We start from the raw sequence: 25693 nt of genomic DNA, 5'->3' as shown, positions 1-25693 counted from the left end.
GGGGCAAAATGCGCCCCCGAAAACTCAGGCGGTCTGACGTGCGGCGGCTTTCGCCGCCTGCGGGCGTTCGGCGCGCGGCGTAGCGTACCAATACCCCAGGCCCATCAGCACCGAGCCGGACAGGATGTTGCCCAGCGTCACCCACAGCAGGTTGTGGCCAATGCCGGCGAGGGTGTAGGCCTCGCTGTGGTTGCCGAACCAGGAGAGGGCGAACAGCGTCATGTTGGCGACGGAGTGTTCGTAACCCGAGGCGATAAAGGCCAGCAGGCACCACCAGATGGCGATGAATTTGGCGGCGCCTTCGACGCGGATCGCCATCCAAATCGCCAGGCAGACCAGCCAGTTGCACAATACGCCCTTGAAGAACAGCACCTCGGCCGGCGCGGTGGTTTTCGCCAGCGCGGCGCTGTGCACCAGACTGGTATCCACCGGCAGCAGGCTGCCGCCGCCGTAGTAATACATCAGCGCCACCAGCACCGAGCCGAGCAGGTTGCCGAGCCAGGTTTGCGGCAGCACCGCCCACATCTGGCTCTGGCGGATGGTGCCGGCCTTGACGCCGAGCGTCAGGAACATCGTATGGCCGGTGAACAGCTCGGAACCGGCGATGATCACCAGCGTCAGCGCGATGCCGAAGGTGGCGCCCATCACCAGCGGCCGCACGCTTGGGTCGACCAGGTTGCCGAGGGTGAAGATCAGGATGATGCCGAGGCCGACGTAGGCGCCCGCCATCGCCGAGCTGATCCAAAAGCCGAGCGGGCTTTCTTTCGCCAGGCGGACGATGCGCGCCGCGTTGGCGGCGCATTTGTTGATCGTGTCGGTAAACATGTTGCCTCCCGAAAGGTTATGCCGCGACTTGCACGATGCCGTCGACCACCCGGCTGGCGAAGCTGGCGACGGAACGGCTGTCGTCTTCCAGACAGTGGCCGTCGTACAGGCGGAAATGCTGTTTCTTCAGCGGGCTGGCGACCCACAGCTCGCCCTGATGCTCGGCGATCAGGCCGCGCGACAGCACGCTGGCCTGGGCGAACGGGTCGATATTGCTGATGGCGAACACCTGCTCGTCGGCATAGGGGCGGAACACCGCCACCTGCCGATCGCCGATCAGGGCGCACACGCCGGTGCCGGGCAGAATGTCGGCGACGGGACAAACGGTAATCCACTGGCTCATGCGTGGCTCTCCTCGGTATCGATCAGGGTGACGGGAATGCGCTCGTCAGGGCGCGCCGGGCGGTGCTGGTCGCGTTCGGCCACCACCTGCACGTTCGGATCGCGCAGCGGGCTGTTGACGAAGTGGGCGAAGCGCAGCTGCGTTTCCGGGTGCTCGACGGTCTCTTTCCACTCGCAGATCACCGCATCGCGCAGGCGGGCGATCTCCGCTTCCAGCTGGTCGTTGATGCCGAGCTTGTCGTCGATGATCACCTTGCGCAGGTAATCGATGCCGCCTTCCAGGCTCTCCAGCCACACCGAGGTGCGTTGCAGCTTATCGGCGGTGCGGATATAGAACATCATGAAGCGGTCGAGGTAGCGCACCAGGGTCTCGCGATCGAGGTCGGCGGCCAGCAGATCGGCGTGGCGCGGTTTCATGCCGCCGTTGCCGCAGACGTACAGGTTCCAGCCGTTCTCGGTGGCGATGATGCCGACGTCCTTGCCCTGCGCTTCGGCGCATTCACGGGTGCAGCCCGAGACGCCGAACTTCATTTTGTGCGGGGTGCGGATGCCTTTGTAGCGATGCTCCAGCGTGACGCCGAAGCCGACGCTGTCGCCGACGCCGTAGCGGCACCAGGTGCTGCCGACGCAGGTTTTCGCCATGCGCAGCGCCTTGGCATACGCGTGGCCGGTTTCAAAGCCGGCGGCGAGCAGCTTGCGCCAGATGGCCGGCAGGTCGTCTTTCTGCGCGCCGAACATGCCGATGCGCTGCGAACCGGTCATTTTGGTGTAGAGGTTGTACTCCTTGGCGATCTGGCCGATGGCCAGCAGGCCGTCCGGGGTGATTTCGCCGCCGGCGGAGCGCGGGATCACCGAGTAGGTGCCGTCTTTCTGGATATTGCCGAGGAAGTTGTCGTTGGTATCCTGCAGCGGCGTATGCTGCGGCTTGAGGATGTATTCGTTCCAGCAAGAAGCCAGCAGCGAGCCGACGGTCGGCTTACACACTTCGCAGCCGTAGCCTTTGCCGTATTTGGCCAGCAGCGCCTCGAACGACTTGATGCCTTCGACGCGGATCAGGTGGAACAGCTCCTGGCGCGAGTAGGCGAAGTGTTCGCACAGGTGATGGTTGACCTCGATGCCTTGCTTGCTCAGCTCGGCGTTCAACACCTGGGTGAGCAGCGGGATGCAGCCGCCGCAGCCGGTGCCGGCCTTGGTTTCGGCCTTCAGCGCCGCCACGGTGTGGCAGCCTTTGTTGACCGCCTGGATGATGTCGCCTTTGCTGACGTCGAAGCAGGAGCAGATCTGCGCGCTTTCCGGCAGCGAATCCACGCCGATGGCCGGTTTGCTGCCCGCATGGGCCGGCAGGATCAGGCCGTCCGGGTTTTCCGGCAGCTCGATGCCGTTCAACGCCAGCTGCAGCAGATTGCCGTAATCGCTGGTGTCGCCCACCAGCACCGCGCCGAGCAGGGTTTTGCTGTCGGCGCTGACCACGATGCGTTTGTAGACTTCTTTGCTTTCATCCAGATAAACGTAGCTGCGGGCGCCCTCGGTGCGGCCGTGAGCATCGCCGATGCCGCCGACGTCCACGCCCAGCAGCTTCAGCTTGGCGCTCATGTCGGCGCCCTGGAAGCCGTTTTCGCGGCCCAGCAGGTGATCGACGGCCACCTGCGCCATTTTGTAACCCGGCGCCACCAGGCCGAAGGTGCGATCGCGCCAGGCGGCGCACTCACCGATGGCGTAGACGTCCGGATCCGACGTCTGGCAGCTGTCGTTGATGGCGATGCCGCCGCGGCGGCCAATCTCCAGCCCGCACTGGCGCGCCAGCTTGTCCTGGGCGCGGATGCCGGTGGAGAACACGATGAAATCCACTTCCAGCAGGCTGCCGTCGGCGAAATGCATGGTTTTGCGCGCGGTGCCGCCGCCGTTGACGATCTCCTGGGTATTTTTGCCGGTGTGTACCTTGACGCCCATGCGCTCGATCTTGCGGCGCAGCTGGTCACCGCCCATCGGGTCGAGCTGTTCTGCCATCAGCATCGGGGCGAACTCGATCACGTGCGTTTCCACCCCCAGGCTTTTCAGCGCGCCGGCGGCTTCCAGCCCCAATAGCCCGCCGCCGACCACCGCACCGCGTTTGCTGCGGCGCGCGCAGGCTTCGATGGCGTTCAGGTCTTCGATGGTGCGGTAAACGAAGCAGTCCTGGCTATCCGAACCTTTAATCGGCGGGATCCACGGATAGGAACCGGTGGCCATGATCAGCTTGTCGTAATAGACGGTGCGGCCGGTGTTGGAGTGGATGACCTTCTCGTCGCGATTGATGGTGATGACGCGCTCGCCGACCAGCACCTTCACGCCGTGTTTTTCGTAAAAGCCTTCGCGCACCAGCGACAGCTCTTCGGCGGTGTGGTGCGAGAAGTAGGAAGAGAGGTGCACGCGATCGTAAGCGATGCGCGGCTCTTCGCAAAATACGGTGATTTCGAACTGGTCTTTGTCTGCTTTATCCAACAGATCTTCGATGAACCGGTGGCCGACCATGCCATTGCCGACGACGGCAAGTTTGACTCTGCTCATTATTGCCTCAAAATTCTGGTTTCCTAGGCTTACCTTATCTCTCCCAATGGGCAATTTATTGATGCAAATCAATCACACCCTCATATACCTCTAACGTGGTATATGGATGATTTTTCACGTTTTTTGATAAGTTGCGGATTTTATTCACCTTTAGCTGAAGCGAGTCAGTTTGCATGCAAACTACCCCGCAGGGAGTAAACGCAGGGGGTAGGCAGGCAACGGTGACTTTGTCAGCGCGATCCGCTGCCAGTATGATGAAGAAAACCAGCGCAACGGCAGAGGTGAAGGGTGGCGAAACGTCCATTGAAGTTTATCGATAACCTGCGTTTGAGCGGGCATGAAGGATTGTGGCAACTGGCGATTGAGCAGGGGCGCATCGCGCATCTGGTGCCGCAGCCGGAAGGGCAGGAGTGGCGCAGCGACGTGTTGGATGCGCAGGGCGGGCTGGCGCTGCCGGCGTTCGTCGAACCGCATATTCACCTGGATACCACGCAAACCGCCGGTCAGCCGGCCTGGAACCAGTCCGGCACGCTGTTCGAGGGCATTGAGCGCTGGGCCGAACGCAAAGCGTTGCTGACCCATGAAGACGTCAAACAGCGCGCCTGGCAAACGCTCAAGTGGCAGATCGCCAACGGCGTGCAGTATGTGCGCACCCACGTCGACGTTTCCGATCCCACGCTGACCGCGCTGCGCGCCATGCTGGAGGTGAAACAGGAGGTGGCGCCCTGGGTGACGCTGCAGATTGTCGCCTTCCCGCAGGAGGGGATCCTTTCCTACCCCAACGGCGAAGCGCTGCTTGAAGAGGCGCTGCGGCTGGGGGCCGACGTGGTGGGCGCCATTCCGCATTTCGAATTCACCCGCGAGTACGGCGTGGAGTCGCTGCATAAGGCGTTTGCGCTGGCGCAAAAATACGATCGGCTGGTGGATGTGCACTGCGATGAGATCGACGACGAGCAATCGCGCTTCGTCGAGACCGTGGCGGCGCTGGCGCTGAAGCTGGAGATGGGGGCGAAAGTCACCGCCAGCCACACCACGGCGATGCACTCTTACAACGGCGCTTACGCCTCGCGGCTGTTCCGGCTACTGAAAATGTCCGGCATCAACTTCGTCGCCAACCCGCTGGTGAACATTCACCTGCAGGGCCGTTTCGACAGCTATCCGAAACGGCGCGGCGTAACGCGGGTGAAGGAGATGCTGGAGGCGCAGATCAACGTCTGCTTCGGCCACGACGACGTGTTCGATCCCTGGTATCCGCTCGGCACCGCCAACATGCTGCAGGTGCTGCATATGGGGCTGCACGTGTGCCAGCTGATGGGCTATGGCCAGATCGACGACGGGCTGAAGCTGATCACCAGCCACAGCGCGCGCACCCTTAACCTGAGCGACTACGGCCTGGCGGCCGGCAACAGCGCCAACTTGGTGATCCTGCCGGCGGAAAGCGGCTTCGACGCGGTGCGCCGCCAGACGCCGGTGCGCTACTCGATTCGCCAGGGGGCGGTGATCGCCGAAACGCGGCCGGCGGAAACCACGCTGCATCTGCAGCAGGATGAAACGGTGGATTTTCGGCGTTAAGGCGCAAAAAAAGGGCGCCTTGCGGGCGCCCCTGATGTCTTTGATGCGAAGAAATCAGTGCGTCACGTGGCCGTGGCTGCGGTGCTTGGTCACGAAGCCCAGCAGCAGGCACATCACGAACACCGCCAAATACAGGCCGTTGGCGGTGGTCAGCGCCGCGTGCGCGCCGCCTTTCGCCACGATCGGGCCGGTAACCACGAAGGTCAGCATGGTGCCGATGGTGCCGCAGGTCAGGATAAAGTTGACCAGCTTCGGCGAGGAGACCTTGGTCTGCAGCGAGCCGAGGGTGATCAGCGTGGTGTAGATGGCGCTGGAAACGAAGCCCAGGGCCATGATGTAGTAGCCCAGGTGCTCCGGGTTGTCGGTGCTGACGAACAGGTACATCGCGCCGGTAGCCAGTGCGGCCAGCACGGTCACGATGCGCTGCAGATCGAAGAAGCGCAGGATGAAGCTGAACACCCACATACCGACCATGTAAGAGGTCCAGAAGTCGCTCACCAGCTTACCGGCCTGGCCGATGTCCATGTTGAACGACTTGGTGGCGTACTCAGGCACCCACTGAATGAAGCCCAGCTGGCCGAGGATGTAGCACAGCGCGGCGATCGACAGGAACAGCACGCCGATGCCCCATTTTTCTTTCTCGGCCGGCTGGCTGGCGTCGGCGCCTTTCTTGCCCAGCACCGGGAATTCGGAGCACAGGGTCAGCACGAAGATCCCCACGTACAGCAGGCCGATGCAGGCATAAACCCAGTACCAGCCGATATGGCGGGCCAGCAGCATCGCGGCGACGATCGGGAAGATCATCCCGGCCATACTGAAGAAGGAGTCGGTGAACAACAGGCGCGAACCGCGCTGGCGGCCGGCATACATGTGGGTGATCAGGAAGGTGCCGATCGACATGGTGATACCGCTAACCACGCCGAGGATAAACATGCACAGCGAGAACATGGTCAGGCTCTTGCCGAGCATCAGCCCGGCGACCGCCAGCACCATCAGGACAAAGCCGAAGATCAGCTGACGCTTCAGCGGGATGATTTCCATCAGCCAGGCATTGAGGAAGATCGAAATCAAAATGCCGGCGTTGAGGAAAGTAAAGGTGTTGCTCATGCTGGAAACCGGCAGGTTAAAGTACTCTGCAATGTTTCCCATCACCATCCCTGTGACGATCACTAAAGCACCGGTCAGCGCGTACGAAAAGAAGCTGATCCAGGTAAGCCGTATGCGGTTACTGTCATTCATTGTATAGGCCTGAATATGTCTGTTAGAGGTTTTAACGCTGGCATAAGGCCGCTGGCTTTTCCTGGCAAACGCAGAAAAAAGTCCCGATCAGGCCACCAGGGGGCGGATCCTAGCACAGACAACGGGATTTTTTGTGATGGCTGTCGATTTTTTGATGTAACCCATGAAGGGCCGGTGTGCATTATTGTGATCTATTTGCGTACTGTCACAACGGAATCACGGTTGACGATCGTCGGCTCAAACCGGTGCGCCGGGGTGGCGGGGTCGATCAACCTGCGCGCCGCGTATTGGGCCATCTCGCTGATGGGAAAATGTACGCTGCTCAACGCCGGGCGCACGAAAGGCGCGCGTTCGCCGCTGTCGTAGCAGATCAAGGAGATATCCTGCGGCACCCGCAGGCGGTGTTCGTTGATCGCCAGCAGCGCGCCGATCGCCATCTCTTCGTTGCAGCAGTAGATGGCGCTGGGCTGCGCGGCTTGCCGCAGCAGCCGATCGGCGCAGCGGTAACCGCTTTCCAGATCGTAGACGCCCTCCAGGCAGGCCACCGGCTCGATATTCGCCGCCTGCATCGCCTCTTCAAATCCCTGCAGCCGCAGGCGGCTCGACGGGCGTTCACGCGGGCCGCTGATACAGGCGATGCGCCGGTGCCCGGCATCGAGCAGCTGCTGCGTCGCCATGCGGCTGGCGAGCGGGTGATCGAAGGTGACGCAGCGGTCTTCCAGCCCCGGCACCAGACGATCGAGCAACACGAAATCACGTTGCTCCGCCGCCAATTGGCGCAGCCGATCGTCGCTGAGAAAACGCACGTGCAGGATCACGCCGTCGCAGCGCAGGCTAAATAGCCGCTGCACCGCCTGCCATTCGTTTTCGGCGCTGTTGCGGCCCTGGGTCACCAGCAGCTGTTTGCCGTGGGATTCGGCCTCGGTCTGCACGAAGTCCATCAGCGCGCCGAAAAAGCCGCCGCGGTACGAGGTGGTGACCAGCCCAAGGGTATTGCTGTGGCTGGAGGCGAGCGCGCGGGCCGCCGGGTTGGGGGTGTAACCGAGCTGGGCAACGGCGCGTTCAACCTTCTCGCGGGTCGGCGCCTTGACGTTGCTGTCGCCATTCACCACGCGCGATACGGTGGCGCGCGAAACGCCCGCCAGCGCTGCGACATCTTCCAGTGTCACCATCGTCCCACTCCTGAATTACGGCTAAAAAAATGGGTTCGGCGCGCCGAACCCCTGTCTGGCTGCGTATAGCCGCTTACCTGAACTGCGGCAAATACGGCGCGTTTATCGTCAACACCTCTTCCAGCAGCGGCTGCGCCAGGTTGGCGTTGCCCACCAACGGGTTGGCGATCAACGCCAGCAACCCGCTGCGGCGATCGCCGTGCACCGCCGCCTCGATGGTCAGGCGTTCGTAGGCTTTCACCTGCTGCGTCAGGGCCTGCATCGGCTCTGGCAGCGGGCCGAAGGTCAGCGGGTGCGCGCCCTGAGCATCAACGATACAGTTGATTTCTATCACAGCATCGTCCGGCAGGCCATGGATAGCGCCGCGGTTTGCGGTGTTGACCACTAATTGCGTGCCGAGATTATTATGGATAGCACGAATCAGCTCCAGCGCAACTTCGGAATAGAAAGAACCGCCGCGGAAGCTGAGCTGCTCCGGTTTCGTGTTCAGCTGCGGATCGGCATACAGCTCGAACAGCTCTTTCTCCACCTGCATCACCTGCTCGGCGCGGGTGCCGCGCTCGCCGGCGGCAGCCATCTCTTCCGCCAGCATCTCGCGGGTCTGGTAAAAATAGCGGTGGTAGGGGCAGGGGATGGCGCCGAGCGCGCGCAGGAAGTCCGGCTGCCAGGGCTCTTCCTTGATGTTGTTCATGGTCAGCGCCGCGCCGTCGCACAGCATGTCGATCACCTTGGCGGTGACGTCGCGCCCCTGCTGCGTGACCTGATGCACCCAGACCATGTGGTTCAGGCCGGCGAAGCGCAGCTGCACGTCGGCGTAAGGCGCCTGCAGCATGTTGGCGATCATGTGATGCATGCTGATCGGCACGTTGCACAGGCCGATGATCTTCGCTTTGGTAAAGCGGGACACCGCCTCGGTGACGATGCCGGCCGGGTTGGTGAAGTTGATGATCCAGGCGTCCGGCGCCAGTTTTTCCACCCGGCGAGCGATGTCCAGCATCACCGGGATGGTGCGCAGCGCCTTGGCGAAGCCGCCGACGCCGGTGGTCTCCTGGCCGAGCAGCTGGTATTTCAGGCCCAGCCGTTCATCGGCAGCGCGCGCCGGCAGTTGCCCGACGCGGAACTGGGTCAGCACGAAGGCGGCGCCGCGAATGGCGTCGTCCAGCGCAAAGTGCACGCTGACCTTCACCTGCTCCAGCCCGTGGCGCGCCAGCATGCGGCGGGTCAGGGCGGCGATGGTTTCCACTTTTTGCCGGCCCGGTTCGACGTCCACCAGCGCCAGCTCGGTGACCGGCAGCTCCTCGATGCGCTGGATCAGCCCATCGACCAGCTCGGGAGTGTAGCTGCTGCCGCCGCCGATCACGGCGATTTTGAGCGTGCTCATGGGCAGCCCTCCGTCTGCGACTGACGGCGATAGAGCTCGATCATGTCGTCGGCCAGATCCTGGATCACCATGGCGTTCATCAGATGATCCTGCGCATGCACGGTGATCAGGTTGATCGCCAGTTTGCCGCAGCCTTCGTCCAGGCCGATCAGCTCGGTCTGGATCAGGTGTGCTTTCTTCACCCACTCTTTGGACTCGGCCATGTGCCTGGCCGCGGCGGCGAAGTCGCCGGCGCGCGCTTGCCGCAGCGCCGTCAACGCATTGCTGCGCGCGCTGCCGGAGAACACCAGCAGTTCCATGATGGTGCTTTCAAACTCGGGGCTGACTTCAGTCATCAGTTCACTCACGTCATTTCTCCAGGGGTTGCGCGGCGACGCCGCCGTGGGATGCTTCAGTATCCGCTCTTTTTATAATGAGAGCGCTCTCATTTATATAGAGTAACGGCAATGCGTGTGCAAACTGGGAGGCAGATCGCAAAAATCAACCCAGGGCGGCGCGGGGCAAAAAATGCGTGATGCGGTTGGCAAAAAAGCCTTCTGCGCCCATACTTTCCGCAGCAAAATTCAGGGCCGCCTAGGATATGTCCCGTAATTGGGTAAATATAGGTAAATGGCTGGTACTTGCCGATACAGCTCTTTAGAATCAAAGCGCTTTTCCGTTGTTTGTCTCTCAGAGAAAGGACCCGTTAATGTTCAAACGTACTTTAGTGACCTTCGTCGCGCTGTGTTCCCTCACAGCGATGGCGCCAGCCGCACTCGCCGCCGGTGAGACCCACGTCATGCTGACGACCTCGGCGGGGAATATCGAGTTGGCGCTCGACAGCCAGAAGGCACCGGTTTCCACCCAGAACTTCGTCGATTACGTGAACAGCGGGTACTACAACAACACCATTTTCCATCGCGTGATCCCGGGCTTTATGATCCAGGGCGGCGGTTTCACCGCTGACATGCAGCAAAAATCCACCAAGGCGCCGATCAAGAACGAAGCCGACAACGGCTTGCGCAACCTGCGCGGCACCATCTCGATGGCGCGCACCGCCGACAAGGACAGCGCCACCAGCCAGTTCTTCCTGAACGTGGCGGATAACGCCTTCCTGGATCACGGCCAGCGTGACTTCGGCTACGCGGTGTTCGGCAAAGTGGTGAAAGGCATGGACGTGGTGGACAAAATTGCCCAGGTGCCGACCGGCAACGTCGGCCCTTACCAGAATGTGCCGACCAAACCGGTGGTGATTCTGTCGGCCAAGGTGCTGCCGTAAGTTTTTTGGCCGATCCCGTTGGGGTCGGCCGCTCCTTCCTCCCGAAGCCTTGCCTTCATCACTGTTTTCTCCCGCGCCTCATGCTCTAATCGGCAGACAATAATCAGACCGGAAATCCGGCGTTCGCCCTTTGTTGTCTCTGGATGAGTTGCTGCCATGTATGAATTTAACCAGGTGCTGTTGCTGTTGCAGCAGATGTGCGTCTATCTCGTTATCGCCTATCTGCTGAGCAAAACCCCGCTGTTCATCCCGCTGATGCAGGTGACCATCCGCCTGCCGCACAAGCTGCTGTGCTACGTGATCTTCTCGGTGTTCTGCATCATGGGCACCTATTTCGGGCTGCACATTCAGGATTCGATCGCCAACACCCGCGCGATAGGCGCGGTCCTGGGCGGTCTGCTGGGCGGGCCGTCGGTGGGCTTTCTGGTCGGGCTGACCGGCGGCCTGCACCGCTATACGCTCGGCGGCATGACCGACGTGGCCTGCGCGATCTCCACGGTGTCGGAAGGCCTGGTCGGCGGCATCGTACACAGCATCGCCATGCGCCGCGGGCGCATCGAGCTGCTGTTCAATCCGCTGTTTGTCGGCGGCGTGGCGCTGGTGGCGGAAGTGCTGCAGATGGCGATCATCCTGGCGGTGGCGCGCCCCTACGACGAAGCGTTGCAGTTGGTGGAGCACATCGCGCTGCCGATGATGATCGCCAATACCGTCGGCGCGGCGATGTTCATGCAAATCCTGCTGGATCGGCGCGCGATGTTCGAAAAATACACCAGCGCCTTCTCTTCCAAGGCGCTGAAGATCGCCGAGCGCACCGAGGGCATCCTGCGGCAGGGCTTCGATCAGGAGAACAGTATGAAGGTCGCCCGGGTGATCTATCAGGAGCTGGGCATCGGCGCGGTGGCGATCACCGATCGCGACAAGCTGCTGGCGTTTATCGGCATTGGCGACGACCACCACCTGCCGGGCACGCCGATCGCCTCGGTGCATTCGCATCGCGCCATCGACAACAACGAGGTGGTGTACGCCGACGGCAATCAGCTCTCTTACTGCTGCTCGATCAATCCTGCCTGCAAGCTGGGATCGACGCTGGTGATCCCGCTGCGCGGCGAAAATCAGCGGGTGATCGGCACCATCAAGCTGTATGAGCCGAAAAGCCAGCTGTTCAGCACCATCAACCGTACGCTGGGCGAAGGCATCGCCAGCCTGCTGTCGGCGCAGATCATGGCCGGACAGTACGAGCGCCACAAGCAGCTGCTGGCGCAGTCGGAGATCAAGCTGCTGCATGCGCAGGTCAATCCGCATTTCCTGTTCAATGCCTTGAATACTCTGGTGGCGGTGATCCGCCGCGATGGCGAACGCGCCTGCGATCTGGTGCAGTCTCTCTCGACCTTCTTTCGTAAAAACCTCAAACGTTCCGATGACGAAGTCAGCCTGGCGGACGAGATTGAACACGTGAATGCCTACCTGCAGATCGAGAAAGCGCGCTTCGCCGATCGGCTGGAGATCGCGGTATCGCTGCCGGAGGCGCTGTTGGCGGTGCGGCTGCCGGCGTTCTCGCTGCAGCCGATCGTCGAGAACGCCATCAAGCATGGCACCTCGCATCTGCTGGGCGTGGGCCGCATCGAAATCGGCGCCTGCTGCGAAGGGGAGCATCTGCTGCTGCAGGTGACGGACAACGCCGGGCTGTTTCAGCCGAAACCGAACTGCAGCGGGCTGGGGATGAACCTGGTGGATAAACGCATTCGCGTGCGCTACGGCGAAGGCTATGGCGTGCAGGTGGATTGCCGACCGGACGCCTACACCCGCATTACGCTCAATGTTCCCATGGAGAGGGCCGCCTGATGTTAAACGCACTGATTGTTGACGATGAACCTTCCGCCCGCGACAACCTGCGCCACCTGCTGGAAGCTGAAGCGGGGATCGCGATTATCGGCGAGTGCGCCAACGCCATTGAAGCCATCAGCCAGATCCACCGGCTGCAGCCTGACGTGGTGTTTCTCGATATCCAGATGCCGCGTATCAGCGGGCTGGAAATGGTCGGCATGCTGGATCCCAACCGCATGCCGCACATCGTGTTTCTGACTGCCTACGACGAATACGCGGTGCAGGCATTCGAGGAGCACGCCTTCGACTACCTGTTGAAGCCGGCGGAGCCGAAGCGGCTGAGCAAGACGCTGCAACGCCTGCGGCAGCGCAGTGCGCCGCAGGACGTGACGGCGCTGGAAGAGAGCGCCGGTTACCTGAAATACATTCCCTGCACCGGCCACAGCCGCATCTATCTGCTGCGCTTCGACGAAGTGCTGGCGATCCGTTCCAAGCTGAGCGGGGTCTTCGTGGTGCGCAGCGACGGCATGGAGTGTTTCACCGAGCTGACGCTGCGCACGCTGGAAAGCCGTACGCCGCTGGTGCGCTGCCATCGGCAGTATTTGGTCAACCTGGAGCAGGTGCGCGAGATCCGCTTCGAAGAGGGAGGCGCGGCGGAGATGATCATGTCGGCCGGCGATCCGGTGCCGGTCAGCCGGCGCTATTTGAAAGCGCTGAAGGAGCAGCTGGGGCTGCGGGGGTGACTATGCCGGCGGCCACCGACGGCGAGTATGCACGATGGCCAATACGATGACGCGTTGAGCCGCCCATTCATAGACCAGCAAATAGGACGGGGAGATGACCAGCTCGCGCGTACCGGCTATCCGCCCCGTTTTCCCGCTGGCGGGATGATGCACGAGGCGTGCCGCCGCGTCAGCGATTTTTGCATCATTTTCTGCGGCGGCGGCCGGATTTTTAAGTTCCAACCATTCATAAATCGCCAGACGATCGGCGATGGCGGGTTCCGTCCATGTCAGTTTCACAAAAGTCCTTTTGTGTTTTATTGCGTTGATTTGGCTCTGCGTTCGGCGAAATAAGCGGCCACCTCTTCATCGTCGGCGAATTTGCCTTCACGCAACGCCTTGCGGCTTACCTCGACCTTTTCCTTTAACCACTGGTTGTACTCTTCCTGTTGCGCCTGGCGGCTGACAAACTCGCGCATGAAATCACGCAGCAGTTGCGAAGCCGTGCGATCGGCGGCCTTTGCCGCGCTGGCGAAAGCGGTTTTTAACTCTTCATCCACGCGGATTACCACGGTAGATTCAGACATGGTATTTACCTCGTATATACAGCGTAATGCTCACTATAGCACTGGTGCTTTATTGTTCAAGCAAAGGCGCTTTGACGCTAAGCGCAATCTGAATTCATCAGGCCCCGACGGCACCCATTTTGTTTGTCCTTGACGGGGTTACGCGGCGCTTATAGCTTTATTGCATCCACAGGCGCGTTTCGCGCCGCGTCAGCGTCAAAGGAACAGAAAATGAGTGAACCACGGATTATCGCCAAAGCGATGAAAGACGGAAAACCGGAGCAGGATCTGGTGATTTTGCCGGCGTTGGCCAACCGCCACGGGCTGATCACCGGGGCAACCGGCACCGGCAAGACGGTGACGCTGCAGAAAATGGCCGAACAGTTCTCGCGCATCGGCGTGCCGGTGTTCCTGGCGGACGTGAAGGGCGATCTGTCCGGCATCGGCGCCGAGGGCGTGCCTTCCGAGAAACTGCAGGCGCGCCTGGCGGCGATCGGCGTCAGCGACTGGCAGCCGCAGGCCTGCACCATTATCCCGTGGGATATTTACGGTGAAAAGGGGCACCCGATCCGCGCCACGATTTCCGATCTCGGGCCGCTGCTGCTGGGGCGCCTGTTGGATCTGAACGAGGTGCAAAGCGGCGTGCTGCAGCTGGTGTTCAAGATCGCCGATGACAACGCGCTGCTGTTGCTGGACATGAAGGATCTGCGCACCATGCTGCAGTTCGTCGGCGACAACGCCAAACAATTCCAGACCCAGTACGGCAATATCTCTGCCGCGTCGATCGGCGCCATTCAGCGCGGGTTGCTGACGCTGGAAGAGCAGGGCGCTGACCAGTTCTTCGGCGAGCCGATGCTCGACATCAACGATCTGATGAAAACCGACGCCAACGGCCACGGCGTGATCAACCTGCTGGCGGCGGACAAGCTGATCAATCAGCCGAAGCTGTATTCGGTGTTCCTGCTGTGGCTGCTGGCTGAGCTGTTCGAGCACCTGCCGGAAGTGGGCGACCCTGAACAGCCGAAGCTGGTGTTCTTCTTCGATGAGGCGCACCTGCTGTTCAACGACGCGCCGGCGGCGCTGCTGACCAAGATCGAACAGGTGGTGCGCCTGATCCGCTCCAAAGGCGTCGGCATTTACTTTGTCACCCAGAACCCGCTGGACATCCCGGACAGCGTGCTGGGCCAGTTGGGCAACCGCGTGCAGCATGCGCTGCGCGCCTTCACGCCGCGCGATCAGAAGGCGGTGAAGACGGCGGCGCAAACCCTGCGCGCCAATCCGGCCTTCGATGCCGAAACGGCGATCACCGAGCTGGGCGTGGGTGAAGCGCTGGTGTCATTCCTCGACGAGAAGGGCCGGCCGAACGTGGTGGAGCGGGCGATGGTGATCGCGCCGGAATCCAAAATGGGCATGCTCGGCGCGGAAGGGCTGAACAGTGCGATCAACAAGTCGCCGCTTTATGGCCGCTATGAGGATATGATTGACCGCGAGTCCGCCTACGAGAAGCTGTCGTCGGGCGGTTTTGCCACCGTCGGCACCCCGCAGCAGGGGCAGCAACCGCAGGCGCAACAGCAACAACAGCAGGCGGGCGGCGGCCTGATGGACGGCTTGAACGAGCTGTTGTTCGGTTCCACCGGCCCGCGCGGCGGCAAGCGCGACGGCATCGTCCAGACCGCCGCCAAGAGCATGGCGCGCGATCTCGGCCGCCAGATCCTGCGCGGCGTGCTGGGCTCGATCACCGGCGGCCGTAAAAAGTAAGCGGAAATTATCGTCGGCAGCGGTGGGTTAAATCAGTACACTGTGGCGGCATTTTTCTCTGCCGGACCTAACATGCTGCTGCTGATCGATAACTACGACTCCTTTACCTATAACCTTTACCAGTACTTCTGCGAATTGGGCGCGGAGGTGCTGGTGAAGCGCAACGATGAGCTGCAGCTGGCCGATATCGAGCGGCTGGCGCCGCAGCATCTGGTGATTTCCCCTGGCCCCTGCACCCCGAACGAAGCGGGTATCTCGCTGGCCGCCATTCGTCATTTCGCCGGCAAGCTGCCGATCCTCGGCGTGTGCCTGGGGCACCAGGCTCTGGGGCAGGCGTTCGGCGCCGAGGTGGTGCGCGCCCGCGCGGTGATGCACGGCAAAACCTCGGCGATTCGTCATCTGGGCGTCGGCGTGTTTCGCGGCCTGAGCGATCCGCTGACCGTGACCCGCTACCACTCGCTGGTGCTGAAAGCCGATACGCTGCCGGACTGTTTTGAAGTGACCGCCTGGAGCGAACGCGACGGCGTGCGCGACGAGATCATGGGCATCCGCCACCGCACTTTGGCGCTGGAAGGCGTGCAGTTCCATCCGGAAAGCGTGCTCAGCGAGCAGGGCCATCAGCTGCTGGATAATTTCCTCCAGCGTTAATCCCGATGCGTTTTTTTCGCTCGCCAGGCGTTTTGCGTTTGCGCTAGATTGGTTTTTTATGCATATTTCGTGATTATGTTTTCAATCTAACATTACGATAGCGCTGAAAAACCTTCAGGGTGGAGCCGAAAATGACTGAAAAATCCGCAGTGAGCCGCAGCACCTTTGACCAGGTGATCCTGCCTGTTTATGCACCTGCCCAGTTTGTGCCGGTGCGCGGCCAAGGCAGCCGGGTCTGGGATCAACAGGGAAAAGAGTACATCGATTTTTCCGGCGGCATCGCGGTGACGGCGCTGGGGCACTGCCATCCGGCGCTGGTCGAGGCACTCAAACGCCAGGGCGAAACCCTGTGGCATACCAGCAACGTCTTCACCAATGAGCCTGCGCTGCGCCTGGCGAGCAAACTGATCGACGCCACCTTCGCCGATCGGGTGTTCTTCGCCAACTCCGGCGCAGAGGCCAACGAGGCGGCGTTCAAACTGGCGCGTCATTACGCCATCACCCGCCACAGCCCTTACAAAACCAAAATCATCGCCTTCTATAACGCGTTTCACGGCCGCACGCTGTTCACCGTGTCGGTGGGCGGGCAGGCCAAATATTCCGACGGGTTCGGGCCGAAGCCGGCCGACATCGTGCACGTGCCGTTCAACGATTTGGCGGCGGTGAAGGCGGTGATGGACGACCACACCTGCGCGGTGGTGATGGAGCCGATTCAGGGCGAGGGCGGCATTACGCCGGTCGACGCCGGCTTCCTCAAAGGCGTGCGCGAGCTGTGCGACCAACATCAGGCGCTGCTGGTGTTCGACGAAGTGCAAAGCGGCATGGGGCGCAGCGGCAAACTGTTCGCCTATATGCATTATGGCGTGACGCCGGACATTCTCACCACCGCCAAGGCGCTGGGCGGCGGTTTCCCGGTCAGCGCCATGCTGACCACCGAAGACATTGCGTCGGTGATGCAGGTGGGCACCCACGGCACCACCTACGGCGGCAACCCGCTGGCCTGCTCGGTGGCGGAGGCGGCGCTGGACGTGATCAATACGCCGGAGGTGCTGAGCGGCATCGAGCAGCGTCATGCGCTGTATGTGCAGGCTTTGCAGCATATCGGCGATAAATACGGTATTTTCACCGCGATTCGCGGCATGGGGTTGCTGATTGGCGCCGAGCTGACGCCGCATTATCACGGCAGGGCGCGCGACTTCCTCACCGCCGCCGCCGCGCGCGGGTTGATGATCCTCAACGCCGGGCCGAACGTGATTCGTTTCGCGCCGTCACTGGTGGTGGAGCTGCAGGATATCGAGGCCGGCATGGCGCTGTTCGAGCTGGCGGTGCAGGATGTGATCAACGCCTGACGCCCGCGCGGCATATAACGGGGCGCGGCATGCCGCGCCCTTATTGATCGCGCAGTTTGCGCTTGAGCCAAATGCCGTGGTGCGGGCGCTGGCGCCAGGCCAGCGAAGAAATGGTGTGCATCACGCTCAGGTGCGACAGAATGCGCCGCAGATGGCGCTCCATCTCGGTAACGGGCATCTCCGGATGCAGATCCGGCGGCTGCATGATGCCGCTGTTGCCGCTGCTCGGGCCGTCGTATTCCAACCGCTGTTGGCAGCTTTGCAGCGCGATTTCACAGGTTTGCAGATACGCTTCCGCCAGTTTTGGCGTCAGCATGTAGTGTTCGCGCGCCAGAATGGTCATGGCGTTCAGGTGCTCGACGATGAACTGGCTATGCGTGACCCACAGCCGCATGTCCGCCAGATAGTTAGACGCGAACCCCGGCTCCTGCATCGCCTGATTGAGCGAGGTGAACAGCGCGTTGTGCGCCTGGTTGACCTGCATGCGGGTATAGGCCAACGCGGTGGCATCCGGTTCCGGCTGTTCCAGCATCAACCGCAGCGCGGTTTGATCGTGCTCCAGCGCCTGATGGGCATTCTTGCGCAGCAGCCCGCTTTGCCACTGCGGCCACAGCCAAATGGTGCCGCCGAACGCCAACACGCAGCCGATCAGCGTATCGATCAGGCGCGGCACCAGAAAATGCGAGCCGTTCAGCGCCAGCAGCTGCAGGGTGTAAACCGCCGTGACCGTAAAGCCAATCACCGACAGCCCGTAGTTCTTGCGCGAAACCAGGTAGGCCAGCAGCGTGATCACCAACATGATGCTCAGCGTTTCTCCTTCCGGCAACTGCAGCTGCAGCAGCCCGGCCGCCAGCAAAAGCCCGGCAATCGTGCCCAGCGCACGGTGCTGAATACGCACCCGGGTGGCGTTGTACCCGTTTTGGCTCACCAGCATGATGGTGAGCAGGATCCAGTAAGGCTTCGGCAGATTGAACACCGCACCCAGGCTGCTGCCGACTGCCAGCGTCACGCCCAGCCGCGCGGCGTTGCGCAGGGCGGTGGACTTGAACGACAGATAGCTGGCCAGCGCCGGCCAAAACGGCAGGCGGTGCTGGCCGGGCATCAGGTCGCGGCGGTATAGCGGATGCTGGGTGCGCAGCAGGCGGGCGATGCGGCTGAAGTGGTAATAACAAAACTGGCCGACCGGGTTATCGGGATGCTGCGCCGCCATTTTTTCCAGCGCCGCCAGCTCGTGGGCCATGGAGAAGCGCTTCGAATGTTGATGATAGAGAATATCGTGCGCCACTACGCGCAGCCGGCCGGCGATCACCTGAGCGTTGCGGCGAATGATTGCTTCGGCCTGGCTCTGCTCCACCAGTTTTTGCACCTCCTCCGGCAGATGCAGGCTGACGGTGATGTGCTCCTGCAGGTCCATCGCCACCTGAAAGGCGCGCTGCAGGCGCTTTTGCTCGAGGTTGTTGGCGTGTGGCAGGAAATTAAGCTGTTGGTACAACAGGCTGATCAGATCCATCACCTTTTGCTGGCGCACCAGCAGCGGCGGCAGCGCGGTTTGCGGATCGGTGTGCTGGGTCAGCAGCGAGTATTTGGCTTCGAAATAGTCCGCCAGTTCCAGGTAGAGCTGGCTCAGCGTCTCGCGCATCGGCTGCTCTTTCCACAGCTTAAACCAGAACCAGGTGAATAAGCCGTACCAGACGGTGCCGATGGCGTATAGCAGCGGCGCCTGCCAGATGGGTACTGTGCCGGCCGTGCTGAGGGCGAAGATGGCGGCCACCAGCGCCGCCGGCAACAGCCGGGCGTGCAGCGGGCTGATTTCACCGGTGACGCCGAGCAGCAGCGCCAGGCCCAGCATCAGCGCCGGCAGCGGCACGTGCCACAGCAGTGCCTGTTGCAGCAGCACGCTGCTGAAGGCGAACAGCGAGCCGCCAACCACCAGCCGTTTAAAGAAGCGCTTATGCGGCGTGTCCAGACCGGCGATATTGCAGCAGGCGGGCACCAGAGAGAACATCAGGCCGAGCTGCAGCTGGCCTATCAGCAGGCCGAACAGCACCGGCAGGCACAACACCAGCGTTTGTCGCAGTGCGTAGTTGATTTCCGGGTGGTAGATCAGGCGGCGCCACATGGCAGAGAGCAGATAAAAAAAACGGCGCAGATTGCGCCGTTTCTTCAGGGATTAACGGGTGCCGTAGACGACAATGGTTTTGCCGTGGGCGGAAATCAGGTTTTGATCTTCCAGCATTTTCAGAATACGGCCAACGGTTTCGCGCGAGCAGCCGACGATCTGGCCGATCTCCTGGCGGGTGATCTTGATCTGCATGCCGTCCGGGTGAGTCATGGCGTCGGGTTGCTTCGCCAGATTCAGCAGGGTTTGCGCGATGCGGCCGGTAACGTCCAGGAAGGCGAGGTTGCCCACTTTTTCGGAGGTGACCTGCAGGCGGCTCGCCATTTGGGCGGACAGACGCATCAGGATGTCTGGGTTCACCTGGATCAGCTGGCGGAATTTCTTGTAGGAAATTTCGGCCACTTCACAGGCGGTTTTCGCGCGAACCCAGGCGCTGCGCTCCTGGCCTTCTTCGAACAATCCGAGCTCGCCGATGAAATCCCCCTGGTTGAGGTAGGACAGGATCATCTCTTTACCTTCTTCATCCTTGATCAGCACCGCGACGGAGCCTTTCACGATGTAGTAAAGCGTTTCGGCCTTTTCACCTTGGTGAATCAGCGTACTCTTCGATGGATATTTGTGGATATGGCAATGAGACAGGAACCATTCGAGAGTAGGGTCTGTTTGCGGTTTGCCGAGAACCATTCGCTGTTATCCTCTGTTGTTATCGCTGCCTTGTGTCACAGGGGTCAGAGTTCCCTGTAAAACCCGCCTGTAGCCGCAGTCATGAGCGAGGGCTACCGGCAAGTTTTGAGGCGTGTCATAAAAATACGCTGTCGCTCTAGCATATTAACTTGCCGTAAGCGCTGCAAGCTACATTCTGTTAACATACCGGTAAAGGAGCCTTTCTCTGGGCGTTTCCCTGAAATTCAGTGTCCCGGAAAGATTTATTGCGGCTCTGTTTGTAGCACAGAGTAAGGCGGGTGTCTCGTGTTGTCTCGCTTCAGCATGATTAGCATCAGGTTACGTTGCCTGTTTCTATGCGAAAGCGTACTCTGATTTTAAGAAATCAACCGGAGTGACCAGAATGCAGGCAAGAGTTAAATGGGTGGAAGGGTTAACGTTTTTGGGTGAATCGGCCTCCGGCCACCAGGTGCTGATGGACGGCAACGCCGGCGATAAAGCACCCAGCCCGATGGAGATGGTGCTGATGTCGGTGGGCGGCTGCAGCGCGATCGACGTGGTGTCCATCCTGCAAAAAGGGCGCAACGACGTGCGCGACTGCGAGGTGAAGCTGACCTCCGAGCGCCGCGAAGAAGCTCCGCGGTTGTTCACCCATATCAACCTGCATTTCATCGTTACCGGCCAGGACCTGACCGACAAGATCGTCGAGCGTGCGGTGAACCTGTCGGCGGAGAAATATTGCTCGGTGGCGCTGATGCTCAACAAGGCCGCCACGGTGACCCACAGCTTCGAGATCCGCCAACCGGCGTAATCGAGGCGGAGCGCGGCCCGGCGCCGCGCCCAACGCGTTTATTCGATCTTCTTGCCTTCCAGCAACCGCTGCACCAGCGGCGCCATGATCAGTTCCATCGCCAGCCCCATCTTGCCGCCCGGCACCACTAACGTATTGATGTGCGAGATAAACGAGCCCTGCAGCATCGCCAGCAAATAGGGGAAGTCAATTTGATCCAGCCCGCGGAAGTGGATCACCACGAAGCTTTCGTCCAGTGAGGGAATCGCCTTGGCGGCGAACGGGTTGGAGGTGTCCACCGTCGGCACGCGCTGGAAGTTGATGTGGGTGCGCGAGAACTGCGGCGTGATGTAATTGATGTAGTCTTCCATCGAACGCACCACCGAATCCATTACCGCTTCGCGGGAGTGGCCGCGCTCGCCGGTATCGCGGATCAGTTTCTGGATCCACTCCAGGTTGACGATCGGCACCACGCCGACCAGCAGGTCGACGTGCTTGGCCACGTCATGGTGCTCGGTGACCACGCCGCCGTGCAGCCCCTCGTAAAACAGCACGTCGGTCGGCGCCGGCAGCGGTTCCCACGGGGTGAAGGTGCCCGGCACCTGATTGTAGGGCACCGCTTCGTCGTAGGTGTGCAGATACTTGCGCGAGCGGCCGGTGCCGTTCTTGCCGTAGTCGATGAAGCTCTGCTGCAGCAGGCCGAAGTCGTTGGCCTCGGGGCCGAAATAGCTGATGTGTCTGCCCAGATCGCGCGCTTTGCGGATCGCCGCGTCCATTTCCGGCCGGGTGTAGCGGTGGAAGCTGTCGCCCTCCAGCTCGGCGGCGCGGATGTTGAGCTGTTGGAATATTTTGCGGAACGCCACGCTGGTGGTGGTGGTGCCGGCGCCGCTGGAACCGGTCACCGCGATAACGGGATGTTTGGCAGACATGGTGGTTGTCACTCCGTGTTGAATGCGCCGGCGTCAGGGGATTATTGTGGCTCTTGTTGACGCTCTCTATCTCGGGAAAAAATGGCGCGCGCTGGTTTGCAATGCCCCATTGTTACCTGATTTTTTCCGTCAGTCATAGAACCGATCGCCACTAAATTTCTTCCTGCCCGGCGCGGAACTGGCCGCGCGGCATGATGTTGACGCTCTCGTGCAGTTCCGACCACACCAGCACCACTTCGCCGTTTTTCAGCTGGCGGCGCACGTCCTCCACCTTCTGTTCCAGCGAGCGTTCGTGCTCGCCGTAATCGGTGCCTTCGCGCAGTACAAAAGATTCGATCAGGCTGTTGAGGGTGTCGGTTGCCAGTTCTTGCCAGGGAATGATCACGTCGGGATGTCCAGATAAGGGGAAAGCCAGGCCGGAATGCGATGCTCCAGCCACATGTATGGTTTTTTCAGCGTGCCGCCGACGAAGCCGACGTGGCCGCCGAACTCGGTCAGCTGATATTCGATATTGCGCGGCAGACCAGCGACGTCGGGGATCACCTCAGGGGTCATGAAGGGATCGTCCTTCGCATGGATGATCAGCAGCGGCGTTTGGACAGCCGGCAACAGCGGCAGGGCGCTGCAGCGGCGATAATAGTCGGTGGCGTCACTGAAGCCGTGAATGCGCGAGGTGATGGCGTCGTCGAATTCGCGGATGCGCCGCAGACCGTTCAGTTGGGACAGCTTGAGCGGCAGGGTGTCCGGGTAGTGCAACAGCTTGCGGGTGGCGTTTTGTTTCAGCTGCCCCAGCAGGTAGCGCTGATAAACGCGGGAAAAGCCTTGCTCCATGCGGTAGGCGCAGGGCTCCAGCATCAGCGGCGCCGAGACCACCACGGCCGTCTGCAGCAAGCTGTCGGCGCCTTGCTGCGCCAGGTAGCAGGCCAGCATGTTGCCGCCGAGCGAAATGCCGACCGCCGCGGTCGGCACCTCGCCGTAGCGGTCGCGCAGCCAGCGCAGGAAGAAGCGCGCGTCTTCGGTTTCACCGGAGTGGTAGATGCGCTGCTTGCGATTGGGCACGCCGCTGCAGCCGCGAAAGTGCATCACCACGCCGAGCCAGCCGCGCTCGCGCCAGGCGTTGAGCAGGCCATGCGCGTAGGGGCTGTAGAAGCTGCCCTCCAGGCCGTGGAACAGCACCGCGCGCGGTTTGTCGCGCGCCTGCGCCGGATCTTCGCTCCAGGCGAGATCGACGAAATCGCCGTCGGGCAATTCCAGCCGCTGCCAATGCGGTTTCAATAATACGCGGCGGCGCACCAGCCGCGGCAACAGCGTTTGCAGGTGCGGGTTACTGGCCCCGGTCAGAGGGCGAAAGGTGTTAGGCATAGGCTGAGTAAAATGTTGTGGGCGGCTATTGTGAGATCCCTAGCGCACTGTTAGCTTCAATACCAAGAATTAACAATGATACTGCAAAAAAGCGCCTTGGGTGAGGAGCACCCGTGCCATGGAACCGAGTTTATTCCTTTCGATGCTGGGCTTCCTGTGGGTCGCCGCCATCACGCCCGGCCCCAATAACCTGCTGCTGACCACTTCCGGCGCCAACTTCGGCTTTATGCGTTCGCTGTGGCTGATGATCGGCATCATGCTCGGCATGCAAAGCATTTTGCTGCTGGTGGCCTTCGGCGTCGGCAGCCTGATCCTGGTTTACCCGTCGCTGCACCTGATCCTGAAAATCCTTGGCAGCCTGTACCTGCTGTGGCTGGCGTGGAAAGTCGCCACCGCCGCCTATGAAAAACTGGAAACCGACGTGGCGCCGCCGCAGCCGGTGCGGCTGTATCAGGGCTGGCTGCTGCAGTTCCTCAACCCGAAAGCCTGGCTGATGGCGCTGGGGGCGGTGGCCAGCTTCAGCCTGGCGGGCGATAAGTACAACGGGTCCATTGCGGCGATCGCGCTGGGCATTTTGGCGGTCAACATCGTCGCCGGCATTATCTGGCTGGCGTTCGGCACCCTGATCGGCCGCCTGCTGCGCAGCAAAAAGGCCTGGGTTATCTTCAACGTTTCCATGGGGTTGTTGACCGCAGCCTGTGTGTTACTGATCTGGCATTAAGGAGCGAACGATGGCGGAAAATTATTATCACGTGGTTGCCTTTACCGGCGAAGGGCTGCGCGGCAACCCGGCCGGGGTGTGCCTGCTGACGCAGTCGCTGCCGGCGGCGCGGCTGCAGGCGATCGCCAACGAGATCGGCCTGCCGGAAACCAGCTTTGTCTGGGATGACGGCGATATGACCGCCATCCGCTGGTTTACCCCGCAGCGCGAGGTCGATCTCTGTGGCCACGGCACCCTGGCGGCGGCGCATGTGATGTTCAGCGTGGTTAACCCGGCGCTGCAGGATATTCGCTTCCGCTCGGCCGGCGGCGAGCTGTTCGTCAAGCGCGATGCGCAGGACGGGGAACGGCTGGTGCTCGACTTCCCCGCTCGGCCGCCGCAGAAGGTGGCTGAGCCGACGGGCCTCGCGGCGCTGCTGGGCGTGCAGCCGCAGGAGGTGTGGCAGGCGAAAGCGCTGATGGTGGTGCTGGAAAACGAGGCGCAGGTGCGCGCGCTGCGGCCGGACATCCCGGCGCTGATCGCGCTGGCCGGGTGTGCGGTGATCGTCACTGCGCCCGGTGACACCGTGGACTTCGTTTCGCGCTATTTCACGTTCGACGGCGGTGAAGATCCGGTTACCGGCTCCGCGCACTGCACGCTGATGCCTTACTGGACGGCGCGTCTCGGCCGCCATCGGCTGCAGGCGCAGCAGGTCTCGGCACGCGGCGGCGAACTGTTCTGCGAACTGCAAGGGGATCGTACGCTGCTCGGCGGCTATGCTCACGTGTTCCTGCACGGGACGATCGCGCTGTAATCCGCGTTTATATTACGCAGGGTAATAAAGAAGACTTTTTTATTCTTTTATCGCCCGTCACCGCTCAGATAAAACTGTCAGCAACTGAACAGATTTTTATCAACGGAGCGGAACATGGCGGGCAAACTCTTTTCCTTACGCAACGCGGCGCTGTTGGCGCTGGCGCTCAGCGCAGCCAGCGCCTACGCGGTGGACGTGACCGTGGCGTACCAGACGTCGGCGGAGCCGGCCAAGGTGGCGCAGGCGGAAAACAGCTTCGCCAAACGGTCCGGCGCGACCGTCGACTGGCGTAAGTTCGACAGCGGCTCCAGCGTGCTGCGTGCGCTGGCCTCCGGCGACGTGCAGATCGGCAATATCGGCTCCAGCCCGCTGGCGGTGGCCGCCAGCCAGAAACTCCCCATCGAAGTATTCCTCATCGCCTCGCAGCTCGGCAGCTCCGAAGCGCTGGTGGTGAAAAATGACATCAAAAGCCCGCAGGATCTGATCGGCAAGCGCATTGCGGTGCCGTTTATCTCCACCACCCATTACAGCCTGCTGGCCTCGCTCAAGCATTGGGGCATCAAGCCTGAGCAGGTGAAGATCCTCAATCTGCAGCCGCCGGCCATCGCCGCCGCCTGGCAGCGCGGCGACATCGACGGCGCTTACGTCTGGGCGCCGGTGGTCAACGAACTGGCCAAACAGGGCAAGGTGTTGACCGACTCCGCGCAGGTGGGCGAATGGGGCTCGCCGACGCTGGACGTGTGGGTGGTGCGCAAAGACTTTGCCGAGAAACATCCCGACGTGGTGACCGCCTTTGCCGCCAGCGCCCTGCAGGCGCAAAAGGCCTACCTGGCGGCGCCGGAGCAGTGGCTGAAAGATCCGAGCCATCTCAGCACGCTGGCGCGCCTGAGCGGGGTGCCGGAAGCGCAGGTGCCGGAGCTGGTGAAGGGAAACCGTTATCTGCCGGTGGCGGATCAGGTTGCCCAGCTCGGCCAACCGGTGGACAAGGCGATCCGCGATACCGCCGAATTCCTCAAGCAGCAGGGCAAGATCCCGCAGGTCGACAGCGACTACAGCGCTTACGTGACCGACCGTTTTGTGAAACAGGTGCAGGCTGCGCCGCAGTCGTAAGGA

General features: G+C 61.5%; 25 protein-coding genes. 11 read left to right on the top strand and 14 right to left on the bottom strand.

What is annotated here, in order from left to right; all coding sequences use genetic code 11:
- Positions 1-24: 24 nt before the first annotated feature.
- Genes nirC through nirB form a run of 3 tightly spaced genes read right to left on the bottom strand, consistent with a single transcriptional unit; the run spans position 25 to position 3714 of the window.
- On the bottom strand, positions 25-825 hold the full coding sequence (gene nirC, locus ACJ8HB_RS19340) for a nitrite transporter NirC (RefSeq protein ID WP_033636294.1): 801 nt from the start codon (positions 823-825) through the stop codon (positions 25-27).
- Between the two features lie 16 nt (positions 826-841).
- Positions 842-1168 carry a nitrite reductase small subunit NirD gene (gene nirD / locus ACJ8HB_RS19335; RefSeq protein WP_019456155.1) on the bottom strand — a complete coding sequence of 109 codons (327 nt, stop codon included), beginning with the start codon at positions 1166-1168 and terminating at the stop codon, positions 842-844.
- On the bottom strand, positions 1165-3714 hold the full coding sequence (gene nirB, locus ACJ8HB_RS19330) for a nitrite reductase large subunit NirB (RefSeq protein WP_047570262.1): 2550 nt from the start codon (positions 3712-3714) through the stop codon (positions 1165-1167). Before nirB ends, nirD begins: the two co-directional genes overlap by 4 nt.
- A 303-nt stretch (positions 3715-4017) precedes the next feature.
- Here nirB and ACJ8HB_RS19325 point away from each other — a divergent pair, with 303 nt between their 5' ends.
- Complete coding sequence (locus tag ACJ8HB_RS19325) at positions 4018-5286, top strand: cytosine deaminase (protein WP_033649318.1); 1269 nt, start codon at positions 4018-4020, stop codon at positions 5284-5286.
- 54 nt (positions 5287-5340) lie between these two features.
- Here the strand turns inward: ACJ8HB_RS19325 and tsgA are convergent, their stop codons facing one another.
- The 4 genes from tsgA to ACJ8HB_RS19305 form a co-directional block, all read right to left on the bottom strand.
- Positions 5341-6525, bottom strand: coding sequence for an MFS transporter TsgA (gene tsgA, locus ACJ8HB_RS19320; protein WP_047570264.1), 1185 nt, complete (start codon positions 6523-6525; stop codon positions 5341-5343).
- A 191-nt stretch (positions 6526-6716) separates the two neighbouring features.
- A complete protein-coding gene (locus tag ACJ8HB_RS19315) occupies positions 6717-7697 on the bottom strand; it encodes a LacI family DNA-binding transcriptional regulator (RefSeq protein ID WP_047570266.1) in 981 nt (326 codons plus the stop codon).
- 73 nt (positions 7698-7770) lie between these two features.
- Positions 7771-9078, bottom strand: coding sequence for a 6-phospho-beta-glucosidase (locus tag ACJ8HB_RS19310; RefSeq protein WP_094860071.1), 1308 nt, complete (start codon positions 9076-9078; stop codon positions 7771-7773).
- Positions 9075-9413: a PTS lactose/cellobiose transporter subunit IIA gene (locus ACJ8HB_RS19305; protein ID WP_094860072.1), complete on the bottom strand. Its 339-nt coding sequence runs from the start codon at positions 9411-9413 to the stop codon at positions 9075-9077. Before ACJ8HB_RS19305 ends, ACJ8HB_RS19310 begins: the two co-directional genes overlap by 4 nt.
- 353 nt (positions 9414-9766) lie before the next feature.
- Between ACJ8HB_RS19305 and ppiA the strand changes: the two genes are divergently transcribed.
- The 3 genes from ppiA to btsR all read left to right on the top strand — a co-directional run bounded on the left by ppiA (position 9767) and on the right by btsR (position 12903).
- Positions 9767-10336, top strand: a complete 570-nt coding sequence (gene ppiA, locus ACJ8HB_RS19300; RefSeq protein WP_033636286.1) for a peptidylprolyl isomerase A — start codon at positions 9767-9769, stop codon at positions 10334-10336.
- Positions 10337-10492: 156 nt separating this feature from the next.
- Positions 10493-12178, top strand: a complete 1686-nt coding sequence (locus ACJ8HB_RS19295; RefSeq protein WP_033636285.1) for a sensor histidine kinase — start codon at positions 10493-10495, stop codon at positions 12176-12178.
- Positions 12178-12903, top strand: coding sequence for a two-component system response regulator BtsR (gene btsR, locus ACJ8HB_RS19290; protein ID WP_047570270.1), 726 nt, complete (start codon positions 12178-12180; stop codon positions 12901-12903). The genes ACJ8HB_RS19295 and btsR overlap by 1 nt, the downstream gene beginning before the upstream one ends.
- On the opposite strand, the gene ACJ8HB_RS19285 is transcribed toward btsR, so the two are convergent.
- On the bottom strand, positions 12904-13182 hold the full coding sequence (locus ACJ8HB_RS19285) for a type II toxin-antitoxin system RelE/ParE family toxin (protein WP_038878101.1): 279 nt from the start codon (positions 13180-13182) through the stop codon (positions 12904-12906).
- A 17-nt stretch (positions 13183-13199) separates the two neighbouring features.
- Complete coding sequence (locus ACJ8HB_RS19280; RefSeq protein WP_041036986.1) at positions 13200-13469, bottom strand: hypothetical protein; 270 nt, start codon at positions 13467-13469, stop codon at positions 13200-13202.
- Positions 13470-13679: 210 nt separating this feature from the next.
- Between ACJ8HB_RS19280 and ACJ8HB_RS19275 the strand changes: the two genes are divergently transcribed.
- The 3 genes from ACJ8HB_RS19275 to argD all read left to right on the top strand — a co-directional run bounded on the left by ACJ8HB_RS19275 (position 13680) and on the right by argD (position 17203).
- Positions 13680-15206: a helicase HerA-like domain-containing protein gene (locus tag ACJ8HB_RS19275; protein WP_039569209.1), complete on the top strand. Its 1527-nt coding sequence runs from the start codon at positions 13680-13682 to the stop codon at positions 15204-15206.
- A gap of 72 nt (positions 15207-15278) precedes the next feature.
- Positions 15279-15854, top strand: coding sequence for an aminodeoxychorismate synthase component II (locus tag ACJ8HB_RS19270; RefSeq protein WP_033654864.1), 576 nt, complete (start codon positions 15279-15281; stop codon positions 15852-15854).
- A 131-nt stretch (positions 15855-15985) separates the two neighbouring features.
- Positions 15986-17203, top strand: coding sequence for a bifunctional acetylornithine/succinyldiaminopimelate transaminase (gene argD / locus ACJ8HB_RS19265; RefSeq protein ID WP_047570274.1), 1218 nt, complete (start codon positions 15986-15988; stop codon positions 17201-17203).
- Between the two features lie 40 nt (positions 17204-17243).
- On the opposite strand, the gene ACJ8HB_RS19260 is transcribed toward argD, so the two are convergent.
- Both ACJ8HB_RS19260 and crp read right to left on the bottom strand, forming a co-directional pair.
- On the bottom strand, positions 17244-19322 hold the full coding sequence (locus tag ACJ8HB_RS19260; RefSeq protein ID WP_047570276.1) for a YccS/YhfK family putative transporter: 2079 nt from the start codon (positions 19320-19322) through the stop codon (positions 17244-17246).
- Between the two features lie 51 nt (positions 19323-19373).
- Positions 19374-20006, bottom strand: a complete 633-nt coding sequence (gene crp / locus ACJ8HB_RS19255; RefSeq protein WP_004090925.1) for a cAMP-activated global transcriptional regulator CRP — start codon at positions 20004-20006, stop codon at positions 19374-19376.
- A gap of 382 nt (positions 20007-20388) precedes the next feature.
- Here crp and ACJ8HB_RS19250 point away from each other — a divergent pair, with 382 nt between their 5' ends.
- Positions 20389-20796: an OsmC family protein gene (locus ACJ8HB_RS19250; RefSeq protein WP_004930372.1), complete on the top strand. Its 408-nt coding sequence runs from the start codon at positions 20389-20391 to the stop codon at positions 20794-20796.
- A gap of 38 nt (positions 20797-20834) precedes the next feature.
- Here the strand turns inward: ACJ8HB_RS19250 and ACJ8HB_RS19245 are convergent, their stop codons facing one another.
- From ACJ8HB_RS19245 to ACJ8HB_RS19235, 3 genes are all read right to left on the bottom strand, one after another.
- Entirely contained in the window at positions 20835-21704 is an 870-nt protein-coding gene (locus ACJ8HB_RS19245) for a phosphoribulokinase (protein ID WP_004930374.1), read from the bottom strand.
- Positions 21705-21855: 151 nt separating this feature from the next.
- On the bottom strand, positions 21856-22089 hold the full coding sequence (locus ACJ8HB_RS19240; protein WP_004930376.1) for a YheU family protein: 234 nt from the start codon (positions 22087-22089) through the stop codon (positions 21856-21858).
- On the bottom strand, positions 22086-23066 hold the full coding sequence (locus tag ACJ8HB_RS19235) for a hydrolase (RefSeq protein WP_047570281.1): 981 nt from the start codon (positions 23064-23066) through the stop codon (positions 22086-22088). Before ACJ8HB_RS19235 ends, ACJ8HB_RS19240 begins: the two co-directional genes overlap by 4 nt.
- A gap of 118 nt (positions 23067-23184) precedes the next feature.
- Between ACJ8HB_RS19235 and ACJ8HB_RS19230 the strand changes: the two genes are divergently transcribed.
- The 3 genes from ACJ8HB_RS19230 (at position 23185) to tauA (ending at position 25690) form a co-directional block, all read left to right on the top strand.
- Positions 23185-23787 (top strand): LysE family translocator, encoded by a 603-nt coding sequence (locus ACJ8HB_RS19230; protein WP_039569226.1) that lies wholly within the window; start codon positions 23185-23187, stop codon positions 23785-23787.
- 10 nt (positions 23788-23797) lie between these two features.
- On the top strand, positions 23798-24580 hold the full coding sequence (locus ACJ8HB_RS19225) for a PhzF family phenazine biosynthesis protein (protein WP_047570283.1): 783 nt from the start codon (positions 23798-23800) through the stop codon (positions 24578-24580).
- Between the two features lie 114 nt (positions 24581-24694).
- Entirely contained in the window at positions 24695-25690 is a 996-nt protein-coding gene (gene tauA, locus ACJ8HB_RS19220; protein ID WP_033649304.1) for a taurine ABC transporter substrate-binding protein, read from the top strand.
- Positions 25691-25693 lie beyond the last annotated feature (3 nt).

The sequence above is a fragment of the Serratia sp. CY27727 genome (assembly GCF_052169275.1).
Lineage (GTDB): Bacteria > Pseudomonadota > Gammaproteobacteria > Enterobacterales > Enterobacteriaceae > Serratia > Serratia sarumanii.
The sequence above is the reverse complement of the archived record's forward strand: the minus strand, read 5'-3'. Positions and strand labels throughout refer to the sequence as shown.